Origin of the sequence: Rhodococcus sp. B10, from assembly GCF_011770055.1 — a bacterium.
Lineage (GTDB): Bacteria > Actinomycetota > Actinomycetes > Mycobacteriales > Mycobacteriaceae > Rhodococcoides > Rhodococcoides kyotonensis_B.
In genome coordinates, this window is the sequence record NZ_JAAFYV010000054.1 from 1 (window position 1) to 25,038 (window position 25,038).

Annotated in this window: 21 protein-coding genes; 14 read left to right on the forward strand and 7 right to left on the reverse strand. The window is 64.4% G+C overall.

Annotation, left to right across the window (positions count from 1 at the left end; all coding sequences use genetic code 11):
* Positions 1 to 56: 56 nt before the first annotated feature.
* The gene (locus tag RhoFasB10_RS24575) at positions 57 to 1,019 is read right to left on the reverse strand and encodes a proline dehydrogenase family protein (protein ID WP_167679070.1); all 963 of its coding nucleotides are present in this window, start codon (positions 1,017 to 1,019) and stop codon (positions 57 to 59) included.
* Positions 1,019 to 2,662 carry an L-glutamate gamma-semialdehyde dehydrogenase gene (gene pruA, locus RhoFasB10_RS24580; protein ID WP_167679072.1) on the reverse strand — a complete coding sequence of 548 codons (1,644 nt, stop codon included), beginning with the start codon at positions 2,660 to 2,662 and terminating at the stop codon, positions 1,019 to 1,021. Before pruA ends, RhoFasB10_RS24575 begins: the two co-directional genes overlap by 1 nt.
* Positions 2,663 to 2,793: 131 nt before the next feature.
* On the opposite strand from pruA, the gene RhoFasB10_RS24585 reads away from it, so the two are divergent.
* Positions 2,794 to 4,425, forward strand: coding sequence for a helix-turn-helix domain-containing protein (locus RhoFasB10_RS24585; protein WP_167679074.1), 1,632 nt, complete (start codon positions 2,794 to 2,796; stop codon positions 4,423 to 4,425).
* Positions 4,426 to 4,454: 29 nt separating this feature from the next.
* Here RhoFasB10_RS24585 and RhoFasB10_RS24590 read toward each other — a convergent pair whose 3' ends face one another.
* Complete coding sequence (locus RhoFasB10_RS24590; RefSeq protein WP_167679076.1) at positions 4,455 to 5,735, reverse strand: MFS transporter; 1,281 nt, start codon at positions 5,733 to 5,735, stop codon at positions 4,455 to 4,457.
* Between the two features lie 176 nt (positions 5,736 to 5,911).
* Here RhoFasB10_RS24590 and RhoFasB10_RS24595 point away from each other — a divergent pair, with 176 nt between their 5' ends.
* The 5 genes from RhoFasB10_RS24595 to RhoFasB10_RS24615 all read left to right on the forward strand — a co-directional run bounded on the left by RhoFasB10_RS24595 (position 5,912) and on the right by RhoFasB10_RS24615 (position 10,740).
* Complete coding sequence (locus RhoFasB10_RS24595; protein WP_068431389.1) at positions 5,912 to 6,958, forward strand: ABC transporter substrate-binding protein; 1,047 nt, start codon at positions 5,912 to 5,914, stop codon at positions 6,956 to 6,958.
* An 83-nt stretch (positions 6,959 to 7,041) separates the two neighbouring features.
* Positions 7,042 to 8,007: an iron chelate uptake ABC transporter family permease subunit gene (locus RhoFasB10_RS24600; protein ID WP_068431390.1), complete on the forward strand. Its 966-nt coding sequence runs from the start codon at positions 7,042 to 7,044 to the stop codon at positions 8,005 to 8,007.
* Positions 8,004 to 8,762 carry an ABC transporter ATP-binding protein gene (locus RhoFasB10_RS24605; RefSeq protein WP_167679078.1) on the forward strand — a complete coding sequence of 253 codons (759 nt, stop codon included), beginning with the start codon at positions 8,004 to 8,006 and terminating at the stop codon, positions 8,760 to 8,762. The genes RhoFasB10_RS24600 and RhoFasB10_RS24605 overlap by 4 nt, the downstream gene beginning before the upstream one ends.
* Before the next feature lie 39 nt (positions 8,763 to 8,801).
* Entirely contained in the window at positions 8,802 to 10,124 is a 1,323-nt protein-coding gene (locus tag RhoFasB10_RS24610; protein ID WP_068431393.1) for a competence/damage-inducible protein A, read from the forward strand.
* A 40-nt stretch (positions 10,125 to 10,164) separates the two neighbouring features.
* A complete protein-coding gene (locus tag RhoFasB10_RS24615; protein WP_068431396.1) occupies positions 10,165 to 10,740 on the forward strand; it encodes a GNAT family N-acetyltransferase in 576 nt (191 codons plus the stop codon).
* A 45-nt stretch (positions 10,741 to 10,785) separates the two neighbouring features.
* Here RhoFasB10_RS24615 and RhoFasB10_RS24620 read toward each other — a convergent pair whose 3' ends face one another.
* From RhoFasB10_RS24620 to RhoFasB10_RS24630, 3 genes are read right to left on the reverse strand one after another with little or no spacing between them, the layout of a single operon-like run.
* Positions 10,786 to 11,781, reverse strand: a complete 996-nt coding sequence (locus RhoFasB10_RS24620; protein WP_068431397.1) for an LLM class flavin-dependent oxidoreductase — start codon at positions 11,779 to 11,781, stop codon at positions 10,786 to 10,788.
* Positions 11,782 to 11,825: 44 nt separating this feature from the next.
* Positions 11,826 to 13,358 (reverse strand): long-chain fatty acid--CoA ligase, encoded by a 1,533-nt coding sequence (locus RhoFasB10_RS24625; RefSeq protein WP_167679080.1) that lies wholly within the window; start codon positions 13,356 to 13,358, stop codon positions 11,826 to 11,828.
* Positions 13,359 to 13,395: 37 nt separating this feature from the next.
* A complete protein-coding gene (locus tag RhoFasB10_RS24630; protein WP_068431400.1) occupies positions 13,396 to 14,199 on the reverse strand; it encodes an SDR family oxidoreductase in 804 nt (267 codons plus the stop codon).
* Positions 14,200 to 14,390: 191 nt separating this feature from the next.
* On the opposite strand from RhoFasB10_RS24630, the gene RhoFasB10_RS24635 reads away from it, so the two are divergent.
* The 5 genes from RhoFasB10_RS24635 (at position 14,391) to RhoFasB10_RS24655 (ending at position 20,537) form a co-directional block, all read left to right on the forward strand.
* Positions 14,391 to 15,011: a TetR/AcrR family transcriptional regulator gene (locus RhoFasB10_RS24635; RefSeq protein ID WP_167679082.1), complete on the forward strand. Its 621-nt coding sequence runs from the start codon at positions 14,391 to 14,393 to the stop codon at positions 15,009 to 15,011.
* A 105-nt stretch (positions 15,012 to 15,116) separates the two neighbouring features.
* Positions 15,117 to 15,401, forward strand: a complete 285-nt coding sequence (locus tag RhoFasB10_RS24640) for a DUF1490 family protein (protein WP_068431406.1) — start codon at positions 15,117 to 15,119, stop codon at positions 15,399 to 15,401.
* A gap of 43 nt (positions 15,402 to 15,444) precedes the next feature.
* Positions 15,445 to 17,586: a cation-translocating P-type ATPase gene (locus tag RhoFasB10_RS24645; RefSeq protein ID WP_174551499.1), complete on the forward strand. Its 2,142-nt coding sequence runs from the start codon at positions 15,445 to 15,447 to the stop codon at positions 17,584 to 17,586.
* Positions 17,587 to 17,673: 87 nt separating this feature from the next.
* The gene (locus RhoFasB10_RS24650; RefSeq protein ID WP_167679084.1) at positions 17,674 to 20,061 is read left to right on the forward strand and encodes a nitrate reductase; all 2,388 of its coding nucleotides are present in this window, start codon (positions 17,674 to 17,676) and stop codon (positions 20,059 to 20,061) included.
* Positions 20,058 to 20,537 (forward strand): hypothetical protein, encoded by a 480-nt coding sequence (locus RhoFasB10_RS24655; RefSeq protein ID WP_167679086.1) that lies wholly within the window; start codon positions 20,058 to 20,060, stop codon positions 20,535 to 20,537. The genes RhoFasB10_RS24650 and RhoFasB10_RS24655 overlap by 4 nt, the downstream gene beginning before the upstream one ends.
* A 65-nt stretch (positions 20,538 to 20,602) precedes the next feature.
* Here RhoFasB10_RS24655 and RhoFasB10_RS24660 read toward each other — a convergent pair whose 3' ends face one another.
* Positions 20,603 to 21,415: a chromosome condensation regulator gene (locus tag RhoFasB10_RS24660; protein WP_167679092.1), complete on the reverse strand. Its 813-nt coding sequence runs from the start codon at positions 21,413 to 21,415 to the stop codon at positions 20,603 to 20,605.
* Between the two features lie 319 nt (positions 21,416 to 21,734).
* Between RhoFasB10_RS24660 and RhoFasB10_RS24665 the strand changes: the two genes are divergently transcribed.
* The 3 genes from RhoFasB10_RS24665 (at position 21,735) to RhoFasB10_RS24675 (ending at position 24,366) form a co-directional block, all read left to right on the forward strand.
* On the forward strand, positions 21,735 to 22,229 hold the full coding sequence (locus RhoFasB10_RS24665; RefSeq protein WP_167679088.1) for a CsbD family protein: 495 nt from the start codon (positions 21,735 to 21,737) through the stop codon (positions 22,227 to 22,229).
* Entirely contained in the window at positions 22,229 to 23,188 is a 960-nt protein-coding gene (locus RhoFasB10_RS24670) for a YhjD/YihY/BrkB family envelope integrity protein (protein WP_167679090.1), read from the forward strand. The genes RhoFasB10_RS24665 and RhoFasB10_RS24670 overlap by 1 nt, the downstream gene beginning before the upstream one ends.
* Positions 23,189 to 23,397: 209 nt before the next feature.
* Complete coding sequence (locus RhoFasB10_RS24675) at positions 23,398 to 24,366, forward strand: LLM class flavin-dependent oxidoreductase (protein WP_206031329.1); 969 nt, start codon at positions 23,398 to 23,400, stop codon at positions 24,364 to 24,366.
* Positions 24,367 to 25,038: the final 672 nt, after the last annotated feature.

A 25,038-nucleotide genomic window follows, 5' to 3' on the forward strand; every position in this document is an offset into this window, starting at 1 on the left:
TCCCCCGACTACGACGCCACCCCCGGTCCATCTTCCGCCATCGACGGCGGTCGTTGTCACCTGTTCGAGATCAAAGACCGCGAAAAGAAGGCAAGATTGGCCGGCCGCTCGGCAAGTCGACGCATGAAGTACCCGTACCACTCGGTCCCGTACGGCACATAGACCCGAACTCGATGCCCCTCCTCGGCGAGCCGGGTCTGTTCGGCGTCGCGGATTCCGTAGAGCATCTGGAACTCGAAGTCGTTCGACGAGCGATTCTCGCCGACGGCGAGTCGCTGGGCAGCGGAGATCATCACGGGATCGTGTGTAGCCACCATCGGGTAACCCCTGCCCGACATCAGGATTCGCAAGCACACGAGGTAGTTCTCGTCCACCGACTGCGCTCCCCGATAGGCCACCGACGCCGGTTCGTCGTACGCCCCCTTGCACAGGCGAATTCGTGATCCCGGTCCGGCCAGATCGCGGCAATCCTGTTCGGTTCGCTTCAGGTACGCCTGCAGCACCGTTCCGACCGTCGGGAAGTTCTCGCGCAATGCGCGCACGATGTCGAGCCTCGAATCGGCTGTGCTGTGATCCTCGGCGTCGATGGTGACCCGCGCGCCCACTTCTGTTGCTGCCGAACAAATTTTTCGAGCATTCTCGAGCGCGATCCGAGGGCCGTCCTCGGGCAGACACAGCCCGAGCGCCGTCAGCTTCACCGACACTTCCACCGAACGAGTCGAGACGCCGGTCCTCGGTAGCGGTAGCTGCGCCAGAGCGGACAGCAAGGTCAGATAGTGCTCGACGGTCGCCGTCGCTTGCGCGGGTTCTCCGGTGTCCTCGCCGAGGAAATCGACGGTGATGTCACGCCCCGACGACAGAATTGCGGCCGCCGCTCGCACTGCATCGTTCTCGTTGTCGCCTGCGACGAATCTGTCGACGACCTTCTTGGTCACCGGTACTCGCGTGACGGTGCGTTCGATGCGTGAAGACCGAGCCGCCGCCAGCAGCACCGGCCGGACGAGAGTGGAGAACGGCATCACAGCTCCTCTCGCTGATGCGGATACGAGTGGTCGGTCGGGGGAACGAACGTTTCCTTGATCGTCCGCGCGGACGCCCACCGCAACAGGTTCAGCGGAGACCCTGCCTTGTCGTTGGTTCCCGACGCCCTCGCGCCTCCGAACGGCTGTTGGCCGACGACTGCTCCCGTCGGCTTGTCGTTGACGTAGAAGTTGCCCGCCGCGAACCGAAGTCCCTCGGCAGCTTTCGCCACTGCAGCCCGGTCGTCGGCGATGACGGAACCGGTGAGTGCGTACGCCGAGCCCGTGTCCACGACGTCGATGATGTCGTCGAACGCGCGTGGCCTGGAGTCGTCGTAGACGTGGATGGACAGGATCGGCCCGAAGTACTCGGTACGGAACGCGTCGTCGGTGGGGTCGTCTCCGAGCAGAACCGTCGGCTCGACGAAATAGCCGACACGGTCGTCGGCGCCACCACCCGCTGCAATCGTCAGACTGGGGGTCGCCTTGGCGCGCTGCAAGGCGGCCGCGTTGCGATCGAATGCGCGTTTGTCGATGACGGCGCCACCGAAATTGCGGAAGTCCGTGACGTCGCCGTAGGACAGCGACTGCACCTTGTCGATCAGGTCGGTGCCCATCACCGACCAGACCGACGCCGGAACGAACGCACGCGATGCTGCCGAACACTTCTGGCCCTGGTAGTCGAACGCGCCGCGGATCAATGCGGTGGTGAGCACGTCGGGGTCGGCACTGCTGTGCGCGAGCACGAAATCTTTTCCACCTGTTTCACCGACCAACCGAGGGTAGGAGTCGTAGCTGCCGATGTTGTGTCCGACCTGCTGCCACAGTGACTTGAAAGTCGCTGTCGATCCCGTGAAGTGGATCCCGGCGAGACGGGGATCGGACAACGCGACGTTCGAGACCTCGGGTCCGTGCCCGTTGACCAGATTGATGACACCAGGCGGCAGACCCGCCGCTTCGAGCAGCCTCATCGTCCAGTAGGCGGCGAGAGACTGGGTTCCCGACGGCTTCCACAGGACGGTGTTTCCCATGAGCGCCGGCGCGGTCGGGAGGTTCCCTGCGATGGCGGTGAAGTTGAACGGCGTGATCGCGTACACGAATCCTTCGAGAGGGCGGTACTCGACCTTGTTCCATACACCCGGAGACGAGACCGGTTGATCCTCGAGGATCTGCCGGGCGAAATGCACGTTGAAACGCCAGAAATCCACGAGTTCGCACGGCGCATCGATCTCCGCCTGATACGCAGTCTTGGATTGTCCCAACATCGTTGCCGCAGCGATCTTTTCACGCCACGGTCCGGCCAGTAGGTCCGCTGCACGCAGAAAGACGGCCGCGCGATCGTCGAACGACAGGGCACGCCATGTGGGTGCGGCATCGCACGCCGCAGTGATTGCGTCGGAAACGTCGGTGTCCGTCGGCAGCGTGAAGGTGCCGAGAACACTGGCGTGCCGATGCGGTTGCACCACGTCGATCGTCGGGCCCGGACTGCGCCGGTGCTCCCCTCCGATGACGTGGCTGATCTCGGTACGCGCACTCGACAGTTCGGCGAGCGCGTCCTGCAGTCGCGTGCGTTCCGGGCTCCCTGGTTCGAAGGACCCGACGGGCTCGTTGGTCGGCCGCGGAGTGTTCGTGATCGCGTCCATGATGCGTCCTCCTCGAAACAGGGCGGCATCTCGCCGCGGTGGTCGTCCTCATAGCAGTCAACATCGATTCGCGACGGCGAAATTCAGCCGATCGGCCGAAGTTTCCGGGCTGAATTCGTACAGTCGAACACATGGACGTCGTGACATTGGGTGCACTTCTCGACGCACTGGACTCGGCCGTCGTCGGTCTGTTGGAAGCGCCGACCGGCGATGACGTCGTCGTCACCACGGCCGAACTGGTGGACGGCGACGAGCTCGTCGCAGGCCGGAACGCCCGCACGCCGTTGTCGGACGTCTATCTCCTGGTCGGCGTCCACGAGGACGACGCCGTCACGTGGCTGCACTCGCTCGGCTCGACGGCACCCGAGGCCCGGCCGAAAGTCGTGATGACGAAACACGCTGCACGTCGGTCGTCGATGGCCGCTGCAGCCCGTCGAGCCGGCGTGGCCCTGGTGGCCGTGCACCCTGACGCGCGATGGAATCAACTGTTTCCGTTGATACAGCGGGTTCTTCGGCGCACCCGCGTCGGCGACCCCGATTTGCTCGCCGCGGAGACAGACCTGTTCGACCTGGCGCGCATCACCGCCGACAACGCGGCGGGAATGGTGTCGATCGAGGACGTGCACTCGCATGTCCTGGCCTATTCCGCGTCCGACGAGACCGCGGACGAGCTTCGTACACTGTCGATTCTGGGACGCGAGGGGCCGCAGGACTATCTGCGCGCGCTGCGGGACTGGGGAGTTTTCGATCGCCTTCGCGACAGCGACGACGTCGTCGACATCCCTCCGCACGACGAACTCGGTACCGAACACCGTCTGGCGGTGAGCATTCGACAGCCGTCGCTGGACGGAACCCTCCCGCCACGTAACCTCGGGACGATCTGGCTGCAGCAGGGCAACACTGCGTTTTCCGACGATGCAGCCGATGTGCTGCGGGGAGCGTCGGCGATCGCGGCGACACTCATCTCGAGAACACTCGACGCGTCGACCACCCACGGCGTTCTGATTCAGCGTTTGTTCGGTGCGCGAGGCACCGGCGTCGACGTGCCGTCGATCGCGAGCGCTCTCGGTCTACCGGTCGACGGCCCTGGCGCGGTGATCGGATTCGCCCTCGTACCGGGCTCCTCGGCGCCCGTCGCGGATCTTGCGACGATGGGAAGCGCTCTGCGACTACATGCGAGCGCGTTTCGACGAGACTCGATTGCGACCATCGTCGACGAGCGCGCTTACGTTCTACTCCCCCGATATTCGTCGCCCACCGCCGTGACGGCGTGGACTCGTCAGCTCGTCGCGCACTTCGAGACCAGATACCGCGCGGTCCTCCATGCGGCAATTGCGCTCGACATCGAGCATCCCGGCCGCGTCGCGGCAGCGCGGACCGAAGTGGACCGGGTACTGAACGGCACCGCGACGTCGACGACGGGCACACGCGTCACGACATTGGCGGAATCGATGACCGCGGTACTGCTCGGCGAGTCCCTCACGGTGCTCCACAGCCATCCCGAATTGCACGACCCGCGCGTGCAGGCGTTGTTCGAGTACGACGAGAACAAGGGCTCGTCGTTACGACAGAGCGTGGAGGCGTTTCTGTACGAGCACGGTGACGTGCGCGCGGCTGCTCGGCGAGTGCAGGTGCACCCCAACACACTTCGCTATCGCCTCCGTCGTGTCGAGCAGATCGTGGGGATCGACCTGTCCGACCGAGCGGACCGGCTGCTGCTCGAACTGCAGCTCGCGCTGCCGCGTAACTCACCCGGACGATGAATATACGCAATCCGTCGACGAGAAATGCCTTACTCCGGGGCCGGAACCCTCTTCAGGATCGCCCGCATGCCCAGCGCGCTCACGACGGGGAACGCGGCGGCCACGAGCCAGGGTGATCCCGACGCCCACCCGGTGTCCGGCACCGCATCGACGACGGCACCGACGACAACCGACCCGACGAGCACGCCGATGCCACCCAGCGACGCCATGAATCCGTAGTACGAGCCCAAACGCCTCTCGGAAGCGAGGCGAGGAACGAGATCGCGCGCCTGCGGCAGTGTGACCATCTGTCCGAGCGCGAGCACGAGGACGAACACGGCGGCCGGGAGCAGACCCACCAGACCGTCGAGCTGCAGCGGCGTCGCGAGCGCGACGACCACGAACGACAGTGCCATCACCACGAAACCGATCGACAGAACCACGCGCGGTGGCCTGCGGCCGACCGTCCTGGTAACGAACATCTGCGACGACACCACGAACACCGCGGACAGGGCGAAGAACCACCCCAGCACCGACTGCGAACCCCACGCACGTTCGACTTCGAGAGGGAGCAACAGGTACAGCTGGTTGTAGGCGATCAACTGGGAGCTCATCGCGAGCGCGAACAGCACGAACACCCTGTTGTGCACCACTTCGTTCCACCCCGCGAGCCAGGAGTCCCCCCGATGCTCGCCCGGCTCTCGGGGCAGCCACTTCAGGTGCGCCGCAAGCACTCCGACGAAAATCAACGCCGCCACCACGCACGCGAGCCGGAAATCGACGAGCAACAAGAGCGATCCCACCAAGGGACCGGTGAACGATCCGATCTGATTGCACACCGACAGCAACGCGAATGTCTGCACTCGGCCGGGTCCGCCGTCGCGATCACTCTTGCCCGCCTCGGTCGCTATCGCGGATTCGACCGCGGGCGAGAACAGAGCCGCCGCGAATCCGACGGCAACCGTCGAGGCGAGCACGCCGGCCAGAGAGTCCGACACGGACAAGCCGAGGAACCCCGCCACGCGCACGACACAGCCGACGAGGACGACGGGCTTGACGCCCCATCGATCGGACAGAGTCCCCCCGACGAAGAAGAGCCCCTGCTGCGAGAACGTCCGCACTCCGAGCACGACGCCGACCACGGCTGCGCCGAGACCGAGATCGCCGGTCAAGTGCACCGACAGGTACGGCAGCACCATGAAGAACCCGACGTTGAACGTCAACTGGGTCAGGACGAGCAAACGAATCGCAGGGCTGGCCCGCCTCATCTCGACGATGAACGACCAGCCCCATTTTCGTGCTCGAGTGTCAGGGCCCGCGGCCACGCACATCTCCCTCGTCGACCGATGTTGCCGACAGGGACGTTACCGGTGCGGATCGATGTGACTTCACCGCGCGGGATAGGTTAGCCTATCCGCGTTCGTCGCCACGTACGTTCTGCGCGAGTGAATGGCGCAGCAACGCCGCGTCCACTCACGCATCGGTCTCGTCGAAAGAGTTTCCTACAGTGAGTGCACTCTCCAGACGCGTCGGCGTCCTGTCGACCGTCGCCCTGCTCGCCGGCCTGCTCACCGCATGTGGCGAATCCGAGGCCGTTTCTCAGACCGACGCCGTGGCCGGAAACGGCGACACCTCGTATCCGCTCGTCATCGACAACTGCGGGCAGTCGGTCACGGTGGACACGCCTCCGCAACGGGTGGTTTCCCTCGATCAGAACTCCACCGAGATTCTGCTCTCGCTCGGACTACAGGACCGCATGGTCGGCACCGCGTCGTGGACCGATCCCGTACGGGAGAATCTCGCGGCCGCGAACGCCGAGGTCCCGAGACTGGCAGACAACGCCCCCACCTACGAAGTGGTGCTCGACGCCGAACCCGACTTCGTCACTGCATCGTTCGGACGCCACTTCAAGGAAGGTGGCGTCGCCGAACGCAGTCGTTTCGCAGAGACCGGGGCGCAGACCTACCTGTCGCCGACGGACTGTGACAACGGAGTGAGCATCAACGGCGGCAACAAGAGAACCACCCCGCTGACGATCGACTCTCTCTACCAGGAGATCTCCGAACTCGCCGAGATCTTCGACGTTCAGGACCGCGGCACCGCACTCGTGACCGAACTGCAGAATCGCATGGATTCGGCGACGCAGGACATCACCGATTCGGGCGAAACCATGGCGTTTTGGTTCGCCGACACGAAGAGCCCCTACATCGCCGGCGGCCGCGGCTCGGCGAACCTCATCGCCACCACCGTCGGCGCCACCAACGTCTTCTCCGACATCGAAGACGACTGGCCCGCGGTCGGCTGGGAAACCGTGGTGGACCGCGACCCATCCGTGCTCGTCCTCGGTGACCTGCTGCGTGCGCGATTCCCCGGCGATGTACTTGCAGACAAGATCGCGTTTCTCGAATCCGATCCGGTGACCAGAACGATGCGTGCGGTCCAGGACAAGCGCTACATCTCGTTGCACGGCGCCGAGATGAACCCGTCGATCAGAATGGTCGACGGTGTGGAGAAGGTCGTTGCGGGCCTTCGCGAGATCGGTTCGCCGTCCTGAGCACGCAGACCACGGTCGACGCGCGTGGTGCGCGCCGACAGGTCGGTCTCCCCGTCGTCATCGGAAGCGGGCTGGCGCTACTGCTGCTGTCCGTTGCCGCGGCGATGACACTCGGGCCGGCGAACGTGTCGTTGGTCAACGTCCGCGACATCGTGACCAATCATCTCGGACTGACCGACATTCCGGTCAAGGTGTCCAAGAACGCCATCGTCTGGGAAGAACGTTTACCTCGAAGCCTGGTTGCCGCGGCGTGCGGCAGCGGTCTCGGCATCTGCGGCGTCATCATGCAGTCCCTCTTGCGCAATCCGTTGGCCGATCCGTTCGTGCTCGGCATCTCCTCCGGCGCGTCCACCGGAGCGGTGATCGTCGGAGTTCTCGGAGTCGGCGGGGCAGCACTGGGGTTGTCCGGCGGTGCGTTCATCGGCGCCCTGGTGGCGTTCGGTCTCGTCCTCTTGCTGGCGAACCTGTCCGGAGGAAACCACGACCGCGTCATTCTCGCGGGTGTGGCCAGCACGCAACTGTTCTCGGCCCTGACATCGTTGGTCATCTTTGCCTTCGCCGACTCCGACGAGACTCGGGGCGTCATGTTCTGGCTGCTCGGATCGCTCGAGGGCGTCCGGTGGAACGACGTCGTCCTGTGCGTGGCAGTCGTCGCGGTCGGCGTCGGCATCTGCTTCTACTACGCGTTCGTGCTCGACGCGTTCAGCTTCGGCAACGAGGTCGCGTCGTCGCTCGGAATCGACGTCCGCACAGCACGAACGGCGCTCCTCGTCGTCACGGCACTGATCACCGCGACGCTTGTCAGCGTTGCAGGTGCCATCGGGTTCGTCGGCCTCGTATTGCCGCATGCTGCACGGTTTCTCGTCGGACCTCGTCACCAGCGACTGATTCCGGTGACCGCGGTCATGGGTGCCGTGTTCATGGTGTGGGTCGACGCCGTCTCACGCGTCGCGTTCGCCCCGACTCCTCTGCCTGTCGGAGTCGGCACCGCACTCGTGGGTGTTCCCGCGTTCATCGCCATCCTCGCCCGACGGAAAAGGTCGACGTGACACTCGCAGCTACCGACGTACGCTGGCAGCGCGGCGCAGCGCTCGTCGTCGACGGCGTCTCTCTCACGCCCGAGCCCGGCGACACCGTCGGCCTGCTCGGCCCGAACGGATCCGGCAAGTCATCGCTTCTGCAGCTGATGAACGGTGCGGTGAAACCGACCTCGGGTGTGGTCACGCTCGACGGCGCGGACATGAACGCGGTGCGTCGTCGCGACATCGCGAAAGTGGTTGCGGTCGTGAGTCAACACGCCGACACCGATTTCGATCTCACCGTCGCCGACGTCGTGCGACTCGGCCGAATCCCCCACCGCGGCGCATTCGGCGGAAACGCCACGGCAGACCAGCGTGCCGTCGACGCCGCTCTGGCGCACACCGGCCTCACCGACAAAGCACACCGGCTGTGGCATCAACTGTCCGGTGGTGAACGGCAACGTGCACAGATCGCCCGAGCACTCGCGCAGGAACCGCGGGAATTGTTGCTCGACGAGCCGACCAATCACCTCGACATCCAACACCAACTCGAATTGCTGTCACTGGTGTCCCGGTTGCCCATCACGAGCGTCGTCGCACTGCACGACCTCAACCTGGCGGCGATGTTCTGCACCAAGGTCATCGTTCTGTCTCAAGGCCGGGTCGTCGCAAACGGGATTCCGTCCGAGGTGCTGACCGAAGAACTGATCGAAGAGGTCTACAACGTGCGCGCCCGGGTTCAGGTCGACGACGACCGACGGGTTTTCATCCGGTTCGGAATCTGAGGTGCGCGACCGACCGACGGTCGGACGTAAAGTCGAACGATGACTGTGCGAGCGGGTGTCGTTGTCACGGGAACGGAAGTTCTCTCCGGCCGGGTCACCGACAGAAACGGCCCGTGGGTGGCCAAGCAGCTACTGGAGATGGGCGTCGACGTCGCGCACATCACCATCTGCGGGGATCGGCCCGGTGACCTGACCGCGCAGCTCCGATTTCTCGCGGATCAGCAGGTCGACCTGATCGTCACCACCGGGGGCCTCGGTCCGACCGCCGACGATCTGACCGTGGCGACGGTTGCCGCCCTGTACGGCCGGGAACTGCACGTCGACGTCGAACTCGAGGAACGCATCCACGCAATCGTGCAGCGATGGCGAAGCCGACTGAGCTCGTCGACCGACTCCGAACCGCTACGGGCGGGGATCCGCAAGCAGGCTCTGGTTCCACACGGTGCCGAATCCATCCCGCCGAGGGGAACGGCACCCGGCGTGGCGATGCCCGCCGACGAATCTCGTTCACTACCTGCCGTTCTCGTATTGCCGGGCCCGCCTCGCGAACTGCAGGCGATGTGGCCGGATGCCGTCGAGAGCACACCGGTCGCCGAGGTACTGGCCCGCCGAGCGCGGATCCGGCAAGACACCATTCGCGCCTATGGGCTGTCGGAGGCCGACCTTGCCGCGACGTTGCGGACGGCAGAGAGCCGGATGACGGGATTCGACGATCTGGAAATCACCACCTGCCTACGGCTCGGGGAGCTCGAAATCGTCACCCGATACGAGGAGTCCGCGGCGGACACGTATTCGACTCTGGCAGGCCTCATCGACGACGCCCATGGCGCACAGATCTTTTCGACCGACGGGTCCACCGTCGACGACATAATCGCGCGTCACCTGGCTGGGCGACGGATCGCCACGGCAGAATCGTGCACGGGCGGGATGATCGCCGCCCGTCTCACCGATCGCGCAGGCTCGTCGGCGTATGTCACAGGCGGCGTGGTGTCCTACGCCAACGAGGTCAAGACGAGCCTCCTCGACGTCCCCGCCGGCATTCTCGACGAGCACGGTGCCGTGAGCGAGCAGGTGGCGGCGATGATGGCGGAAGGCGCGCTGAAGACGATGAACGTCGACGTCGCAATCTCCACGAGCGGCATCGCAGGACCAGGAGGCGGCACCGAGACCAAACCCGTCGGCACCGTGTGCCTCGCACTCGCGTTCGCCGACCGGCCCACCATCACCCGGACGCTGCGTCTCCCCGGCGACCGAGCCAGTGTGCGTTCGCTTTCCACCACCGCGGCGATGCACATGCTTGCCGACGCGTTGTCACCTGATCATCGAATGGAGCCCGGTTCCCAGTCGTCGGAGCACACCTGATCGACCACGTCACCGTTGCGTTCACGCTACGCTGTGGCGCGTGAGTTTCTCGGTCCGGCCGGCAACGTCGTTCACCGACCTGAGTACCGTACTCGGGCCCAAGAACCCGTCGTCTTCGGTGTGCTGGTGCCTCAGTCACCGACTCGACGCCAAGACGAACAAATCACTCGTCGGTGTGCAGCGCGGCGCCTACGTCGAGACGTTGACTCACCGAGACGTTGCACCGGGAGTACTCGCCTATGCCGGTGACGAGGTCGTCGGCTGGGCTGCGGTGGCGCCGCGGGCCGAACTGCCGTTCGCTCGGTCACGGAAGATACCGCACGTCGACGCGTCGGCGGTCTGGACGGTGTGGTGTATCCGGGTCCGCCCGGGATACCGCAAACGGGGCGTTTCGCACGTCCTTCTCGACGGCGCCGTCGAATTCGCTGCACACCACGGTGCGCCGGCGCTGGAGGGATATCCGGTCGACAACAGGGGTGAGAAGGTCGATCCGACGATGGCCTACGTCGGAACCCGCAGCTTGTTCGAAGCATCGGGCTTCGTGTTCGCGGCCGAGACGTCCGCGGTCTCCGGTGGATTCACCCGGGTGGTCATGCGCAGACAACTGCACGGGTAGCCCGCGTCGCGACGGTAGATGATGCGACGCGGGCTACGCCGTGAACTACATCGCCTCGATCTTCGGCAGGATGTCGTTCTTCAGGCGCTTCATGTCGTCCATCGTCTTCGGCGTGGGGACATCGGCGAAGGGCGGCCACACGAGGAGCTTCGTCAGGCCCGCTTCGCGGTACCGCTTGAGCTTGTCGGTCACCTGACGTTCGGATCCGACAAGCAGGTTGGTCGCCTTACCAGCCGGGGTGTCGTCCATGTCGACGTCGGTGATCACGGTCCAGATCATGGTCGCGATGTCGAGGTCGTCGACCGTTCGTGCCGTGTCGAGTTTGTCGAGTTCCGTTGCGATTCCGGCGCGCCAGGTTGCGATCTCTTCGGGAGAGTCCTGAATGCCGATCCAGCCGTCGAGACCGTACCTGGCGACTCGCTTGGCTGCGCGTTCGGCGTCCTTGAGACCGCTGAAATACATTGGCGGACGCGGAGTCTGCAGCGGCTTCGCTCCGAATCCGCTGGGGCCGAAATCGGCGAATTCGCCGTGGTACTCGAACACATCGTTGGCCCAGATACCCTGCAGGATCTCGATCGTCTCTCGCAGGTGTTGATGGCGACGCGGGAAAATATGACTCGCGCTGGCGGCCGCGAATTCCTCTGGCATCCAACCGGATCCGACTGCAACGTTGAGTCGACCGTTGCTCAGGTGATCGATCGTCGCCAGTTCGGCGGCCAAGACGCCCGGCGCGCGGTACGGGGTGTCGATGATACTCATCCCGATTCGAATGGTGCTGGTCTTGGCCGCCAGCCACGGCAGCAACGGGAAGCCCTGTAGGAATTCGCCCCGCGAGGACACGGGCAGTTGCTTGGGCAGCTCGTGCATCATCCCGAAGGCGTATTCCATCTCGGCGCGGTCGGAGGCCTCCGGGACGATTATTCGGTCCAGGGTCCAGACCGACTCGTACTCGAGTTCCTCCGCCAGGCTGGTGAGGTCCTCGAGTTCGGCGACGGTGATCTTCTCGCGGAAGTTGGGCAAGTACAAAGCAAGCTCGAACATGTGTGTTCCTCCTCGTGAGGTCTGTATGGATCGATGGGTGCGGCTCAGTCGGCGACCAGGGTCGACCTGATTTCGGTCTTGAGAATTTTCCCGACGGTCGAGCGCGGGAGGTCAGGCCACACCTCGATCTGCTTGGGCGCCTTGACCGATCCGACCCGATCCTTGACGAAGGCGATGAGTTCACTCGGCGCCGGGGACGCACCCTCGTGGAGCAGGACCACAGCAGTGACGCGCTCGCCCCACTTGTCGTCGGGCAAACCGATCACTGCGCAGTCACGGACGGCATCGTGGGCCATGAGCGCCTGCTCCACCTCTGCGGAATACACGTTGAAGCCGCCGGTGATGATCATGTCCTTGGCGCGGTCGACGATGAAGAGCAGACCGTCGTCGTCGAGGTAGCCGATGTCGCCGGTGTGGTGCCATCCGTGCGCCGACGCAGCGGCGGTCGCTTCGGGATTGCGGAAGTATCCGGCCATCACCAGCGGTCCGCGGACGCAGACTTCGCCCCTGGCCCCCGTCGGGACCGGGTTTCCGGCTTCGTCCAGAATCGCCACCATCACCAACGGCGACGGGTAGCCGGCGCTCGTCAGGCGTGCGTCGTCGATGCTCCCGTCGGGGCGACGGTGTTGAGCGGGCGACAGCGTCGAAATCATCATCGGCGCCTCGGACTGGCCGAACAGCTGTGCCATCGGGCCGATCCGTTCGAGCGCTTCGGCGAGGCGTGCGCTCGAAATGGGCGCCGCCCCGTACCAGAAGCATTGCAACGACGACAGATCCGTCGCGTCGAGCCTCTCGTGTGCCAGTGTCATGTAGATCAACGTGGGCGGCAGAAAGGTGTGTGTGATCCGGTGACGCGCGACCAGCGCAAGGAACTCGCCTACGTCGGGATGGTCCATCACGACTATCTCCCCACCCAGCGCCATGATGGGGAAGCACAACACCCCGGCCGCATGAGTGAGCGGTGCCAGCGCGAGGTACCGGGGACGGCCGACGAACGGATACTGCATCAGCACGATCGATGTCATCGTCTGCAGATTGCCGTCGGTGAGCATGACGCCCTTGGGCTTGCCGGTAGTACCGCCTGTGCCCACGAGTGCGACGACATCGTCGGCAGATGTCGCGTCCGGCGCATCGTCATCGGCTGCCGCGGCGAGCCAGTCGTCGAAACCCTCAGCGACACTGTCGGACTCGCCGAACCGCACCAAGGTGGTGAGCCTGGACAGCCGGGGCGCGATCTCGGCAACCAGTTCGTCGAACGCCGGCTGGAACAGTAGCGTCGTGCAGTCGAACAAGTCGAGCAAGTCGGCGTTTTCCTGTGCAGCGTTCCGCGGGTTGATGGGGCACCAGACCGCCCCCGACCGGGCGATGCCGAACACACACGCGAACGACGTCGGGTGGTTGGCCGAAAGAATCCCCACTTTGTCCCCGGGCATCACGCCGGCCCGTCTCAACGACCGGGCCACCGATTGCGACAGAGCGACGACGTCTCCGTACGACAAGGACTCGCCGTTCAGCGTGAGACACGGCGCGTCCGGGCCGAGGGACGCACCCTTGTCGAGGTAGAAAGCAAGCGTCACAAGGGAACTCCCGCCGTCGAACTGGCGGACACGCGGTTCACATCCCCATCCCGCCGTCGACGGGAAGTCCGGCACCGGTGATGAACTTGGCGGCGTCGGAAGACAGGAACACCACGGCGTCGGCCATGTCGTCGATCTGGCCGAGACGCCCCAGCGGAGTGAGCTCCGCGACCGCGCCTGCGGCGGCCTCCGGCGACTCGAACAGTCCCAACGCTGCCGTCTCGACAGCAAGCTTGTTGCCCATGGCCGTCGGCGTGAGTCCCGGATAGATCGAGTTGACGCGCACGCCGTATCCGAGCTTGCCGGATTCAGCCGCGGCCACCCTGGTCAGACGATCGATACCCGCCTTGGACGCCGAGTAGATCGCGATACCGGGGAACGCGATCGTCGCCGCGACCGAGGCGATGTTGACCACCGAACCACCGGCGCCGGCTGCCCCACCCGGGCGCATGGCCCGGAAGGCGTGCTTGATGCCGAGCGCCGTCCCCAGGATGTTCACGGTCAGCAGCGCCGACGCTGCTTCGGCGTCCAAGTCGACGAGGAGGTCGGTCACCTCGACACCGGCGTTGTTGACGACGATGTCGAGTCCGCCGAGCGCGGCCACGGCCGCCGACGTCGCTGTCTCCCACCCCGCGTCGTCACGGACGTCGAGGTGGAAGTACTCGGCTTTGGCGCCCGTGGATCGAAGGTTGTCCACCGTCTCTCGGCCCAGGTCGTCGTTGATGTCCGCGACGGCGACCGCCGCTCCCGCTTGCGCCAACGCTGAAGCCATACCGGCGCCCAGCCCTTGTGCGGCCCCGGTGACGAGGGCCGTTCGGCCGGAAAGGTCGTAACTGGTCATGAATGTGCCTCTTTCTCGACAGACCGCAACGCGACGGTGCAACACCCGGCATCGTTCTGGATAAATGAGATCGTCGTCACATTACGAGTCTTATTTGACAACTGTCAAGGATTTTGGACAGGTGTCCAAATCGGCCTCCACGACGTACCTGAGATGCACACCAGCCCTGACTAGCGCCGTACACTCGGTCGATGACCAATGCCACGCAACTGGACGCGCGGACGGGCGCACGCGGCCCGGAGAAGTTCGCGGCACGGCGCGTCGAGCTTGCTACAGCCACCCTCATCACACTCGCCGAGCTGGGGTACGCACGCACCAGCCTGCGCGAGATTGCACAGAACTCGTCGTTCTCCCATGGAGTGCTGCACTACTACTTTCGAGACAAACTCGACCTCATCGCCGAGGCTGTGCGGATCTACGAGGGTGTGTGCGTCACGCGATACGACGAGGCAGTCGCCTCTGCGACTACGGCCGAGGAACTTCGGCAGATGTTCTCGACGATGTTCGTCACGACGCTGCAGTCCGATTCCTCGTTACACCGGCTCTGGTACGACTTGCGTAACCAGACCCGCTACGAAGCATCGCTGCGCGCAGAGGTGAGCGAGATCGAAGCCAGGCGAACCGACATGGTGTGGAACGTCGTGAGCCGCTACTGCGAATTGCGTGGTGAACCAGCTCGGCTGCCCCAGCAGCTGATCTACCTGACATTCGACGGGATCGCCCAACAAGGCCTGGACAACCTGCTCGACGGCACCGACCCAGACATGACGCGTTCGCAGACCCTTCTCGAACAAGCCTTCGACGCAATCTGACCGAATCATCCGGTGTCGGTAGGCGCCATGCCCGAGCCACCGCTACGCTGAGCTATCGACAACGATTGTCAGCAAGCGGCAATCTCGACCGAGGGAGTACGAACCATGGCGTTTCCGATCATCGTCGCGAAAGCAGTATCGACGGTCGTGACCGGTGCGGTCGGCGTCGCCGCGTACAACGGTGCGAAGAAGTTGTACGAGAAGGCGCCTGTTCGTAAGGTCGCGGTGTCGGTCACCGAGGTCGGACTCCGCGCAGCACGAAAAGCCGAGGTACAGGCGGAGTCCGCGCGTCTCGCGGTGTCCGACGTCGTCGCCGAAGCTCGGGACCGCCTCGGTGAGGACGTGCCTCCTCCCGTGGTATCCGAGACCGGACACGGACATTCGCACTGACACCGGGCATACCGTGTCGACTTCGGTTGTACCGCAACACGATGTGCTCCCTGAGGGGTTCGAGATCCTGTCCGACGCGGCCGGCCGGATACGGCTACGCGTCGACTGGTTGAAGTCGAGCCCTGGACGCGCGGTGGCCATCGAGGATCACGTCGACAAAGTCCACGGCGTCCGCGCGGTGCACGTGTATCCGCGCACTGCGTCTGTCGTCGTGTGGTACTCGCGCGCTCGCCTCGACCGCGCGGAGTTGTTCTCGGCTGTCGCCTCCGGCCGTGACACGGCCTGGGCACTGGTGCCTGCGCGCAGTCCTCGTTCTGCCGACGTCACCAACGGCGACGTCCTTCGCATGACCATCGGCGGCGCTGCGCTGGTCCTGTTGGGACTGCGCCGGTATGCATTTCGACGCCCGCCGATTCTGGGCCCCACCAGTCGAGTCGTCGCGACGGGCGCCACGATCTTCACCGGCTATCCGTTCCTCAAAGGCGCGCTGCGATCTCTGGCAGGCAGTCGAGCAGCAGGTACCGACGCACTGGTCAGCGCGGCAACCGTTGCCAGCCTCGTGTTGCGGGAGAACGTCGTCGCTCTGACCGTTCTGTGGCTGCTCAACATCGGCGAATACCTGCAGGAGTTGACGCTCAAGCGAACCCGGCGGGCCATCTCCGATTTGCTCAGCGGCACCCAGGACACCGCGTGGATCCGGCTCGCCGACGGCTCCGAGATCTCTGTCGACGTCGACCGTCTCGAAGTCGGTGACGACGTCGTCGTCCACGATCACGTCGGCGTTCCTGTCGACGGGACGGTGGTCGACGGCGACGCGGTGATCGACCAGTCGGCGATCACGGGTGAAACGCTGCCCGTGTCGATCACCGCCGGCGACCGCATCCACGCCGGTTCTGTCGTGATTCGTGGCCGCATCGTCGTGAGGGCGTCCGCCGTGGGGCGTGACACCACGATCGGCCGCATCATCGCGCGGGTCGAGGAGGCGCAGGAGGACCGTGCGCCGATCCAGACCGTCGGCGAGAACTTCTCGAGGCGTTTCGTTCCTGCGTCGTTCATCCTGTCGGCGCTGACGCTTCTGGTGACCCGTGATGTGCGGCGTGCGATGACGATGTTGCTCGTCGCATGCCCATGCGCGGTGGGCTTGTCGACGCCCACGGCGATCAGCGCGGCGATCGGAAACGGTGCTCGGCGAGGCATTCTCATCAAGGGCGGCTCGCATCTCGAGCTTGCGGGCCGCGTCGATGCCGTGGTGTTCGACAAGACGGGTACGTTGACCGTCGGCCGCCCGGTCGTCACGAACGTCGTGTCCTTTCACGACGCCTGGGAACCGGAGCAAGTTCTCGCATACGCCGCGAGTTCGGAGATCCATTCCCGTCATCCGTTGGCGGAAGCCGTCATTCGCTCCACGGAGGAACGCCATATCGCAATTCCTCCGCACGAGGAATGCGAGGTCCTCGTCGGCTTGGGAATGCGCACGGTCGCCGATGGGCGGACACTGCTTCTCGGCAGCCCGTCGCTCCTGCGCAGCGAGAACGTCGATGTATCGGAGAAGGCAGCCGATTGGGTGTCACGGTTGCAGCGCGAGGCCGAGACTCCCCTGCTCCTCGCGGTCGACGGGACTCTGGTCGGTCTGATCAGTCTGCGAGATGAGGTGCGCGCCAACGCATTGCGCGTCCTGAACGAGCTACGCGCCGACGGGGTGGAACGCATCGTCATGCTCACCGGTGATCACCCGGAAACGGCGGCTGCAGTGGCTGCCGAACTCGGCATCGACGAGTGGCGGGCCGAGGTCATGCCGGACGGGAAATTGGAAGCCGTACGCGAGCTGCAGGAAGCGGGCTATGTCGTCGCCATGGTGGGTGATGGCACGAACGACGCGCCCGCGCTGGCCGTCGCCGACATCGGTATCGCAATGGGATTGGCGGGGACCGATGTCGCCGTCGAGACCGCGGACGTCGCACTCGCCAGCGACGACCTGGACCGACTACTCGACGTCCGCGACCTCGGCAGGCATTCGGTGTCGGTCATCCGACAGAACTACGGAATGTCCATTGCCGTGAACGCCGTCGGCTTGATCGTCAGCGCCGGAGGCGCCCTCTCCCCCGTGCTGGCGGCAATTCTGCACAACGCTTCCTCGGTTGCGGTGGTGGGCAACAGTTCCCGGCTCATTCGTTACCGACTGTGAGCGTTACTCGACCATCGGTTCGTTCACCTGTGAGGACCACGTGTCGGAGCGGTGTTTGCAGGCAGGTACCGCGGGTACGCGCACGTCGTGACTACTGTGAACCGGATCACCGAGCCGTGGGGTGAGCGCACCCCCTTCTCCCGCGGCGAGCGGTGGCCGGTACGCGTGGACACTCATCTTGCCGACGGAGTGTCCGACGCGGACGTCGACGCCTGGGTTCAATCGGCGTCGCTTCTGCACAGCAACGGCGATGCCATGGACATCGCGGTCAAGGACGGCTCCATCGTGGGGGTTCGTGGTCGGGCCGACGACCGGGTCAACCACGGCCGTCTCGGACCCAAAGACCTTTACGGGTGGCAGGCCAATGCGTCACGCGATCGTCTCACGACACCGCTGATTCGCGTCGACGGTGAACTGGTGGAAACCGACTGGGACACCGCGATGAACCGAATCGTCGACCGCAGTCGCGCCCTGTTGGACGAGCAAGGGCCCAGTGCGCTCGGCTTCTACACGAGCGGGCAACTGTTCCTCGAGGAGTACTACACCCTGGGAGTGATCGCACACGGGGCGATCGGCACGAACCACGTCGACGGCAACACCCGCCTGTGCACGGCCACCGCGGCGGAGGCCCTGAAGGAATCGTTCGGCTGCGACGGGCAACCCGGAAGCTACACCGACGTCGATCACGCCGACGTCATCGCGCTGTTCGGTCACAATGTCGCCGAAACCCAGACGGTGTTGTGGTCACGCATCCTCGACCGACTCGCGGGAGAGGATCCACCTCGCATTCTGTGTGTCGATCCTCGTCCCACCCCCGTCGCCCGGGCAGCGACCATCCATCTCGCGCCGTTGCCCGGCACGAACGTGGCGTTGATGAACGGGCTCTTGCATCACGTGATCGCCTCCGGGTGGATCGACAAGGACTACATCGACGCGCACACGGTCGGCTTCGACGAACTGTCTTCGCGCCTCGCCGATTACACCCCCGAACGGGTCGCCGATATCTGCGGCGTGTCCGCGGACGACATTCGCAGTGCTGCCGAACTGGTCGGTACCGCGGACCGTCTGCTTTCGACGGTTCTGCAGGGTTTCTACCAATCGCATCAGGCCACCGCCGCCGCGGTACAAGTGAACAACCTGCACCTGCTGCGCGGCATGCTCGGCAAACCCGGGTGCGGGCTATTGCAGATGAACGGGCAACCCACCGCCGAGAACACTCGCGAATGCGGTGCCGACGGAGACCTCGCGGGCTTTCGAAACTGGTCCAACAACACGCACGTGCAACAGTTGTCGCAGTTGTGGAACCTCGAGATGCACAGCATCCCGCACTACTCCCCTCCCACCCACGCCATGCAGATCTTCCGCTACGTCGAACAAGGTTCGATCCGCATGCTGTGGGTCAGTGCCACCAACCCGGCGGTCTCGCTACCGGAGCTGTCCCGGATCCGATCCATTCTGTCTCAGCAGCGCCTGTTCCTGGTGGTTCAGGACATATTCCTCACCGAGACAGCCGAACTCGCCGATGTGGTTCTCCCGGCCGCGACCTGGGGCGAGAAGCTCGGTACTTTCACCAATGCCGACCGAACCGTCCACCTGTCCGACAAAGCCGTCGAACCGCCCGGACACGCGCGCGCCGATCTGGACATCTTTCTGGACTACGCACGTCGAATGGACTTCCGAGACAAGGACGACAATCCGTTGCCTCATTGGCAGGACCCGGAATCCGCATTCGAAGCGTGGAAGAAAGCCAGTGCGGGACGCCCGTGCGACTACACCGGGCTCACATACGCACAGTTGCGCGGCGGCAGCGGAATTCAGTGGCCCTGCACTGCGGATCGGCCGAACGGCACCGAGAGGCTGTACGAGAACGGTCAGTTCTTCGCCTCCCCTGACTACTGCGAGAGCTACGGCAAGGACCTCGTCACCGGCACCCCCGTCGAACCGACCGAGTATCGCGCGATGAACCCGGACGGAAAAGCGATCTTCAAAGCCGCCGAGTATCTTCCGCCGCATGAACGGCCGAGTGTCGAGTATCCGTTCGCGTTGATCACCGGACGCACCCTGTACCACTTCCACACTCGAACCAAAACGGCGCGCGCTCCGCAGCTGCAGGCCGCCGCGCCACAGGTATGGGTGGAAATGTCCGCGGGGGACGCGCGCGAGCATCAGATCTCCGAGGGCGATCTGGCGAGGGTGCGCTCCCCTCGTGGGCACATCGACGCTCGTGTCCGAATCACCGATATTCGGCCCGGAGTTCTGTTCGTGCCGTTCCACTACGGCTACTGGGACTCGCACGACGGCGGAAGACACGAGAGAGCCGCGAACGAAATGACCATCACCGACTGGGATCCTGCGTCGAAACAACCGATCTTCAAGACCTCCGCTGCGGACATCGACCGCGTGGCGGGGTCCTCCAACGACACGACGGCGACTCGGCCGCCGTTCGAGAAGTCGAGAAACGAGGCCAGGTCATGAAGATTGCGTTGGCGCTGCGAGAACTCCATCGCTCCGAGGCCAAACTGACACGGATCCTGTCGACCATCGCCGCCCGCCACCGCGTCGAACCGGAAGTCCATCACGTCGCCCTCGACATCCGCGGGTGGTCGATCGACCATCTCGCAGCCCTGGCCGAACATGGGCGGCACTACGAACTCGACCTCGACGCTGAACCTCGCACTGCGGCACTCGGTACCGCTGTGCAAGAACAGATCAGCACCCTGCTCGGCCGACGACCCGAACCGGCCCTGGTGCTGCTGATGGATCTCAGGCATCTGCACCGTGCCGCCGCCGGGGTGTCCCTCGATTGGGAGCTGCTCGCGCAGGGAGCGCAAGCGGTCGGCGATACCGACCTGATCGACCTGTGCCAGCGCTGCCACCCCGACACTCTGCGGCAGATGCGATGGGCGAACGGGATGCTGAAGACACTTTCACCACAGGTGCTCGCAAGCTGAAGCAACTGAAGTCGTTGCGAGACGGATCATTTCGATATCGTGCTCAGCTGTGTGTCGAACAACTGTCACAACTCGCACTGATGATCGTCGTTGTTGCCGGTCGCAAGGACCGAGCCGTCGGCGCGCAACCCGAGGGTGTGTTCGGCGCCGGCAGCGATGGCTACGACGTCGCGCCATGTGCCGACGTCGCACTGCCCCCGAGTGTTGACACCCGCCGCACGAACTCGGCCGCCCGACACGATACCGACCGTGTGATGACTACCTGCGGCGACAGCGGTGATGTTCTCCCACGTGCGGCAGTGGTCAGAGCCAGCATTCCGATTGCCGCAGTACAGGACTCGGCCGTCACCGGTGGTTGCAACCGTGTGCAGATATCCTGCCGACGCGGTGTTCACGTCTCGCCAGTTCTCGACGGCGCATTGCCCTCGGTGGTTGTTACCTGCGGCTGAAACGGTGCCGTCGGCGTGAACGCCGACGGTGTGCCAATCCCCGGCGGTGACGTCGACTATTTCCCGCCAATCCTCGACGTCGCACGCTCCCTCTGCTCGCCTTCCGACCGCACGAACGGTCCCGTCGGCGAAGAGGGCGACCGTCCGTCGCCACCCAGCGGCAATCTCGACCACGTTCGTCCAGTCGCTCACGTCGCACTGACCGTCGCCGTTCCAGCCGACCGCGACGACGGTGCCCTCTGCGCGCAGTCCGACCGTGTGTGATCGACCGGTGTTGGGGGCTGCATGAACGTTTCCGGCTGCAACCATCGTCAGTTCGGACCAGGCGGCAACCTGGGTCTCGGGCCAGTCTGGGTTTCCCGCGGCCACAGCTGAACCGTTGGCCAACACTCCGACGGAATGCCGCCGCCCAGCAGCAATGCTCTGCATCGCGGTCACCGTTTCGGTCGTCCTCGTTTTCTGTCCCAGGGTGCGAGCGTAATTATCGAACGGGGAGAACGCGTACTTGTTGCGTCATGCGGACTCGAGCGTTCGGACAGATATCGCTCTCTGATGGACAACTCATTCCGGCACGGCTCGTCGCGTCTCCGTTGGCGTGTCGTGCGTCACAAGTTGGAGCCGAGACGCGCGCTCTACGTGAGTGTCTACGACCAACTCCCTACGAACGGCTGCCGGTAACTCGGCGCCGACCCGTTCGCGGTGTCGAACCTCGATTCCGCGGGACCGCGATCACGAGTGGAGGAAAAGGATGTCCGACTTCATCGACAAGGCGCAGCACAAGGCCGAGGAGATCGCCGGTGAGGCGAAAGAGCACATCGGTTCAGCAACGGGTGACGACGAGATGCGCGGACGCGGGGCTGCAGAGAAGGCGAAAGCCAACGCTCATCAAGCAGCCGATACCGTGTCCGATGTTGCCTCCGGCGTAGCTGACTCGGCGACCAAGGCGGCATCGTCGATCGCAGACAGCGCAGCGGCCACCGCTTCCGACGCGGCCGACACCGCTGCGGATCTGGTGGACCGGGCATCCGCGAAGGCTCGCGAAGTCGACGTCGATGCCGTCGTCGACACGGCCACCTCGCCCCGGACACTGGCTGTCGTCGCAGCGGTTGTCGGCGCCGTGCTTGCAGCGGTTCTGATCAGCCGTAACCGTCGTCGACGCTCACCGCACTTGGTGCGCGAATCCAAGCGCGCTGCCCGGGCAATCGCGCGGAGCACGGGCTCGAAGCCGATTTTCGGCCGCTGATGGTCTCACGCATCGATGCATTCCAACGGAGGCATCCCGCGGCAGGATTTCCGCTCGCGGTCGTCTACAAGTTTCTCGACGACCGCGGCGGTTATCTGTCTGCGCTGATCGCTTACTACGCGTTCCTGTCGCTGTTTCCTCTTCTGCTGCTGTTCACGACGTTGCTGGGCATCGTATTGTCGGGCAACCCCGAACTGCAGGAGCGCATTCTCGATTCGGCGATGAGTCAGATCCCGGTGATCGGCGATCAGTTGGGTCAGCCGGATCGGCTCAGCGGAGGTGTCACCGCGATCGTCATCGGCGTGGTCGGTTCCCTGTACGGCGGACTCGGGGTCTCCCTGGCAGCGCAACACGCACTCAATACGGCGTGGTCCGTCCCACGGAACATTCAGCCGGATCCGCTACGAGCGCGGCTCAGGGGCTTGTTGCTGCTGACCACGGTCGGCTCCGCGATCGTCGGACTGACGGTCCTCAACGCGGTGGCGTCGTCGGGCATGTTCGGTGTCGCCGGCGGTACGCTCGCCCTCGTTGGAGCAATTGTGCTGAACAGCGCAGTGTTCGCCGCGGCCTTTCGTATCGGCACTGCCCGAGCACTCTCGGTGCGAGACGTTCTTCCAGGAGCGATCGCGGCAGCGGTCATCTGGCAGGCACTCCAGTCCTTCGGCGGAATCTACATCCGCTACGTAGTCGGGAATGTCAGCACCAGTAACGGTGTCTTCGCAATCGTCCTGGGTCTGTTGGGTTTTCTGTACGTCGCGTCGGTACTCATCGTCGTGTGCATCGAGATCAACGCGGTGCGGGTGGACAACCTGCACCCCCGGGCTCTGCTGACGCCCTTCACGGACAACGTCGACCTCACCGAGGGAGACAAGAACTCCTACACCGGACAGGCAGAAGCCCAGCGCAACAAGGGATTTCAAGAAATCACCGTCACGTACGACGACAGCGATGCCCGGTGACGTCGTAGAAGAAGGCCGATCGCTCGGCGGGACGACCTCGTATCAGCGTGGTCTGCCCTGAGCGCTGGGCCCGCGAAAGTCGCTTCCGAGTGATGTTCGGACGCCGATATCACGAACGAAATCGTCGTTCCACGGGCATACTGACGCCACCGCCCTCGAAATGCTCGGCACGATCGGGGTCGGTCCGAGTGCCGCGACGGGAGTGACCTGTGCACAACGCGAACAAGCTGGGCGTGCTGCTACCCAGAGACATTGCGATCGAGGACTTTCTGACATTCGCGCACACGTCGGAACGTCTGGGTTTCGACGAGCTGTGGCTCGCCGAGGATTGCTTCTTTCGCGGCGGAATCGCCCAGGCGACAGCCGTACTGGCCTCGACCAGTCGGATCACTGTCGGCATCGGCATCCTTCCTGCCGCTTTGCGGAACCCGGTCGCAACGTCGCTCGAAGTGTCCTTCCTGACGGAGTTGTACGGCGACAGACTGATCCTGGGCATCGGCCACGGAATGCCTACCTGGATGCAGCAAGCAGGAGTGTGGCCCGAAAGCCCCCTTACATTGCTGTCCGAGAACATCACCGCAGTTCGACAACTGCTTACAGGCAAGACCATCGAATCAGCCGGCCGTTACGTACACCTCGATGACATCGCGCTCGAGTTTCCTCCTCGCTCGGTGCCGCCGATCATGGCAGGCGTTCGCGGACCGAAGTCTCTCAGGGAATCGGGCCGAGTAGCAGACGGCACAATCCTTGCCGAGCCATCGACACCTGAGTACGTCGTCGCCGCTCGGCAATCCATACGCGGCGGCGCCGAGCACCGAATAGTCGCTTACAACGTGGCAGCAGTGAACGAGTCTGCCGACTCGGCACGTCAGGTGGTGCGGCCAGCGTTACGCGTAGTGGCCGAGCCCGAATGGCGTGCCCACATCCAACCCCTGGACTTCTCGGAAAAGCTCTACGACTTGCGGTCTCGTTGCGAGACAGCCGACGAATTCGCAGAGCGCATGCCCGCGGAATGGGTCGACCGTCTTGCATTGGCGGGAACGCCCGAAACCGTGGCGCAGCGCATTCGTCAGTTGCATGAAGCAGGAGTCGACACCGCGGTGCTGGTGCCCCCGTCGGGACACGACTATCTCGACAGTTTGCGCAACTTCGAAACAATGCTGACGCTGTTCGGGTAAAGGTCGGAGTGACCGTGATCGATACCGCGACCAGTGCCGTCGAGACCACCGAGCCAGTGAGAGCCAACCCAGACCTGACCACCGACTCGAGCGGAACCGCCTACATCACCAACGGCGAAGGCAGCTCTGTGAGTGTGTTGACCACAGCTACCGACCGGTGCACCGGTATTGCCTGCATCCCACTGGATCCTTCGGCGGTTGGCAGATCCAGCAGCGCGCCCTCGGGCAGCCGGGGCCGCACGTACTGCGTTATTCGATTGCGCCACAACTCAATCAGGGCGGAACCCGGTTCCCTGGGAGATCAAACTATCGGGTAGGTTTTGTGCATGACTCCGACGTGGAAACAGATCGAGAGCAACGCCGGACTTGGGCTCGGATCCCACGCAAGCGACGGAGTTTTCGTCCGCGCCAACTAAGATCCTCTAGCGCAGACAATTCACCGCTCCACCTGTGGGACACGCCAGTGGATGGATCGCATTTGTGAGCTCGGTGCAGCTCCTATCGTCCTCGGTGCGGCGTGTCAGGAATTCGATGGACCGCTCCGGCTGACGAGGCTCAGCGAACTTCAGCAGATGTGCTCGGCGAAATTCATCACCTGTGAGCGGTCTTCACTGTAGTGGTTGGCGGGTTCCTGTGGTGGCCTTGCGGAGCTTCTCCGATCGTGCGTTGTGG